Genomic DNA, 3,226 nt, shown 5'->3' with positions numbered 1-3,226 from the left:
CCAGACCGCGGCGCGCTACCGCCTGTACGCGCTGCCCGGCACCGTGCCGCCCAAGCCCGGCCTGCAGCGCAGCGCCGAGGGCGGCGCCGCGATCGCGCTCGAGGTGTGGGACCTGCCGCTGGCCGAAGTCGGCAGCTTCCTCGCGCTGATCCCCGCGCCGCTGGGCCTGGGCAGCGTCGAGCTGGCCGACGGCCGCTGGGTGCACGGCTTCATCTGCGAGGGCCATGCGCTGGCCGGTGCGGAAGAGGTCACGCGCCATGGCGGCTGGCGCGCCTACCTCGCGAGCCGCACCGCCTGAATCCCTGTTGTCTTCGAACCCAGACCGAGGAGTCTTCCATGTCCATCTCCGACCTCCCTTCCACCGCCTCGCGCCGACAGTTGCTGCAGGCCGGCGCCGCCGGCCTCGCGGTGCTCGCCGCGCCGGCGATCGTGCGCGCCCAGGCGGCGCCGAAGATCCGCGTCGGCTTCTGGCCGGTGGCCGCGGGCCTGCCCTTCTTCGCGGCGGTCGAGCGCGGCTTCTTCAAGGAAGCGGGGCTCGACGTGGAACCGCAGAAGTTCGCGGGCGCCCAGCAGGTGATGGAAGCCATGCTCGCGGGCCGCTGCGACGGCAGCGCCAACGGCACCGGCTCGGCCAACCTCGCGATCGGCGAGATCGCGCAGCCGGGCCTGTTCAAGATCTTCTGCACCAATCCGAGCAACGCGAAGTTCGTGCTCGACGAGTTCATCGTCGCCAAGGACAGCCCGATCAAGGCCATGGCCGAGCTCGCGGGCAAGAAGGTGGCCTCGGGCCCGGGCATCCAGAACGTCACGCTGTGCAAGACCATGCTCGAGCGCGCGGGCGCCAAGGGCGTGTCGGTCAGCGAGCTGCCGATCGGCCAGCACGTGGCCGCGCTGGTGGCGGGGCAGGTCGATGCCTGCTACACGCTCGAGCCCACGGGCACCGTGGGCCGCATGAACGGCACCACGCGCGTGCTCGAGGCCGGCGTGGTCGCGCGCTACATCCTCGGCGACCCGATGGCGCCCTGGCACGGCGGCGCCGCCAGCCTCACGACCGAGTTCCTCAAGAAGAACCCCGACGCGGCCAAGAAGTACATCGCCGCCTATGCGCGCGGCGTGGAGCTGGTGCGCAGCCAGCCCGACGAGGCGCGCCAGTACATGAAGGGCTACACCGCCATCGAGGGCAAGCTCACGGCCGAGGTGCCGCTGGCCTCGTACATGCTCTACAACGAGTTCAAGCCCAGCGACGTCGCCTACTTCCAGAAGTTCTACGACCTGTTCACCGAGAAGGGGATCTTCGAGAAGAAGGTCCTGGTGGACGGCCTGCTCTACAAGGCCTGACGCCATGGCCGACAGCAGCACCACCGCTTCGCCCTGGGCGCCGCCCGCGGGCAACGCCGCCGCCTCCGCGGCACCGAAGGCGCCCGCCTGGGAGCGCTGGCTGCCGGCCATCGGGCCGGTCGTCCTGTTCATCGTCTGGGACCTGGTGGTGCGGCTCGGCTTCATCAAGCCGATCCTGCTGCCTTCGCCGGCCGACACCGTGGCCGCGCTCATCACCGGCCTGGCCGGCGGGCCGCTGCTGCTCGACTTCGCCGTCACCGTGTGGCGCACCGTGCAGGCCTTCGCGATCGCCGCCATCGTCGGCATGCCGCTGGGCGTGCTGCTGGGCAGCAACGAGCGCGCCTACCGCAGCGTCGAGTTCCTGATCGACTTCTTCCGCTCCACGCCCTCGTCGGCGCTGATCCCGCTGTTCCTGCTGATCTTCGGCGTGTCCGACATCAACAAGGTGGCGATCGCGGCCTTCGGCGCGCTGCTGATCGTGGTGTTCAACAGCGCCTATGGCGTCATCAACGCGCGCAAGCAGCGCGTGATGGCGGCGCGCGTGATGGGCGCCTCGCGCTGGCAGATCTTCAAGGACGTGCTGGTGTGGGAGAGCCTGCAGCCCAGCTTCGTGGGCCTGCGCTCGGCGGTCTCGATGGCGCTGGTGATCGTGATCGTGGCCGAGATGTTCATCGGCTCCGACAACGGCCTGGGCCACCGCATCATCGACGCGCAGCAGGTGCTCAACGTCAAGAGCATGTATGCCGCCATCCTCGCGGCCGGCGCGCTGGGCTACGTGCTCAACATCCTCTTCCTCGTGGCCGAGCGCCGCATCGTTCACTGGAGCGGCCGATGAAAGCCACGCCCGACATCGTCGTCAACGGCCCGGTGTATGCCGACGTGCCCAAGCCGGTGTTCAAGCCCGGCCCGGCGGGCACCCACATCACCATCCGCGGCCTCACCAAGTACTTCGCGGGCTGGCCGCTGTACGAGAACTTCGACCTCGACATCCCCAAGCACCGCATCGTCTCGGTGTTCGGGCCCAACGGCTGCGGCAAGTCCACGCTGATCAACATGATCGCGGGGCTGATCCCCATCGACAGCGGCGAGATCCTGTTCGACGGCAAGCAGCGCAAGGACACCAAGATCGGCTACGTGTTCCAGAACTACCGCGAGGCGATGTTCCCGTGGATGCGCACCATCGACAACATCGCCTATCCGCTGAAGCTGGAAGGCCGCAGCAAGGCCGAGGTCGATCGCCGCATGGAGGAGCTGGTCGCTTCCTTCGACGTCAAGTTCGATCTCAAGCGCTTTCCCTACGAGCTCTCGGGCGGCCAGCAGCAGACCGCGTCGATCATGCGCGCGCTCGCGCCGAACCCCGAGGTGCTGTTTCTCGACGAGCCCTTCTCGGCGCTCGACTTCGAGATGACCTTGTTCATCCGCGAGAAGCTGCAGGAGGTGTTCATGCAGACCGGCACCACCATGCTGCTGGTCTCGCACGACCTCGAAGAGGCCGTGTACCTGGCCGACGAGGTGCTGCTGCTGACCAAGCGCCCGACCAAGGTGGCAGAGATCCTGCGCTATGGCGATGCGCGCCCGCGCACGGTCGAGACCCTGAGCACCGAGAGCTTCGTCGCGATGAAAAAGCTCAGCCTCGACATCTTCCAGCGCGAAGTGCGCCGTTGAGAGGAGACGACGCGATGACCCCCGAACAGATCGAACGCCACGTCGACGCGGCCGCCACCGCGCTCGGCCTCCCGCTCTCGCCCGCCCACCGCGAGGGCGTGCTGCGCTACTTCGCGCTCGCGGCCGGCTTCGCGGCCACCGTCGAGGCGGTGCCGCTGTCGGTGCACGACGAGGCGGCGGTGCAGTTCGTTCCCGTCGCACCGGCTTCCTCTTCGGAGGCCGG

The 3,226-nt window shown here is 68.7% G+C and carries 5 protein-coding genes; all 5 read left to right on the top strand.

Features of this window, described 5'->3' with window-relative positions:
• A partial coding sequence (locus tag AC27VN_RS36875) for an allophanate hydrolase-related protein (RefSeq protein WP_490879844.1) occupies positions 1-298 on the top strand: 298 nt, incomplete at its 5' end.
• Positions 299-336: 38 nt separating this feature from the next.
• Complete coding sequence (locus AC27VN_RS36870) at positions 337-1,338, top strand: ABC transporter substrate-binding protein (protein WP_490879843.1); 1,002 nt, start codon at positions 337-339, stop codon at positions 1,336-1,338.
• Between the two features lie 4 nt (positions 1,339-1,342).
• Positions 1,343-2,173: an ABC transporter permease gene (locus tag AC27VN_RS36865; RefSeq protein WP_203203761.1), complete on the top strand. Its 831-nt coding sequence runs from the start codon at positions 1,343-1,345 to the stop codon at positions 2,171-2,173.
• Positions 2,170-3,003, top strand: a complete 834-nt coding sequence (locus AC27VN_RS36860; protein WP_203203762.1) for an ABC transporter ATP-binding protein — start codon at positions 2,170-2,172, stop codon at positions 3,001-3,003. Before AC27VN_RS36865 ends, AC27VN_RS36860 begins: the two co-directional genes overlap by 4 nt.
• 14 nt (positions 3,004-3,017) lie before the next feature.
• A partial coding sequence (locus AC27VN_RS36855; RefSeq protein WP_490879842.1) for a DUF4089 domain-containing protein occupies positions 3,018-3,226 on the top strand: 209 nt, incomplete at its 3' end.

This window comes from Variovorax sp. 20P10.2.4 (genome assembly GCF_058244205.1).
The sequence above is the reverse complement of the archived record's forward strand: the minus strand, read 5'-3'. Positions and strand labels throughout refer to the sequence as shown.

Bases quoted from the DNA above. Each gene is read 5' to 3' on its own strand.
- AC27VN_RS36870 (WP_490879843.1), top strand. From the start codon at position 337: ATGTCCATCTCCGACCTCCCTTCCACCGCCTCGCGCCGACAGTTGCTG.
- AC27VN_RS36865 (WP_203203761.1), top strand. From the start codon at position 1,343: ATGGCCGACAGCAGCACCACCGCTTCGCCCTGGGCGCCGCCCGCGGGC.
- AC27VN_RS36860 (WP_203203762.1), top strand. From the start codon at position 2,170: ATGAAAGCCACGCCCGACATCGTCGTCAACGGCCCGGTGTATGCCGAC.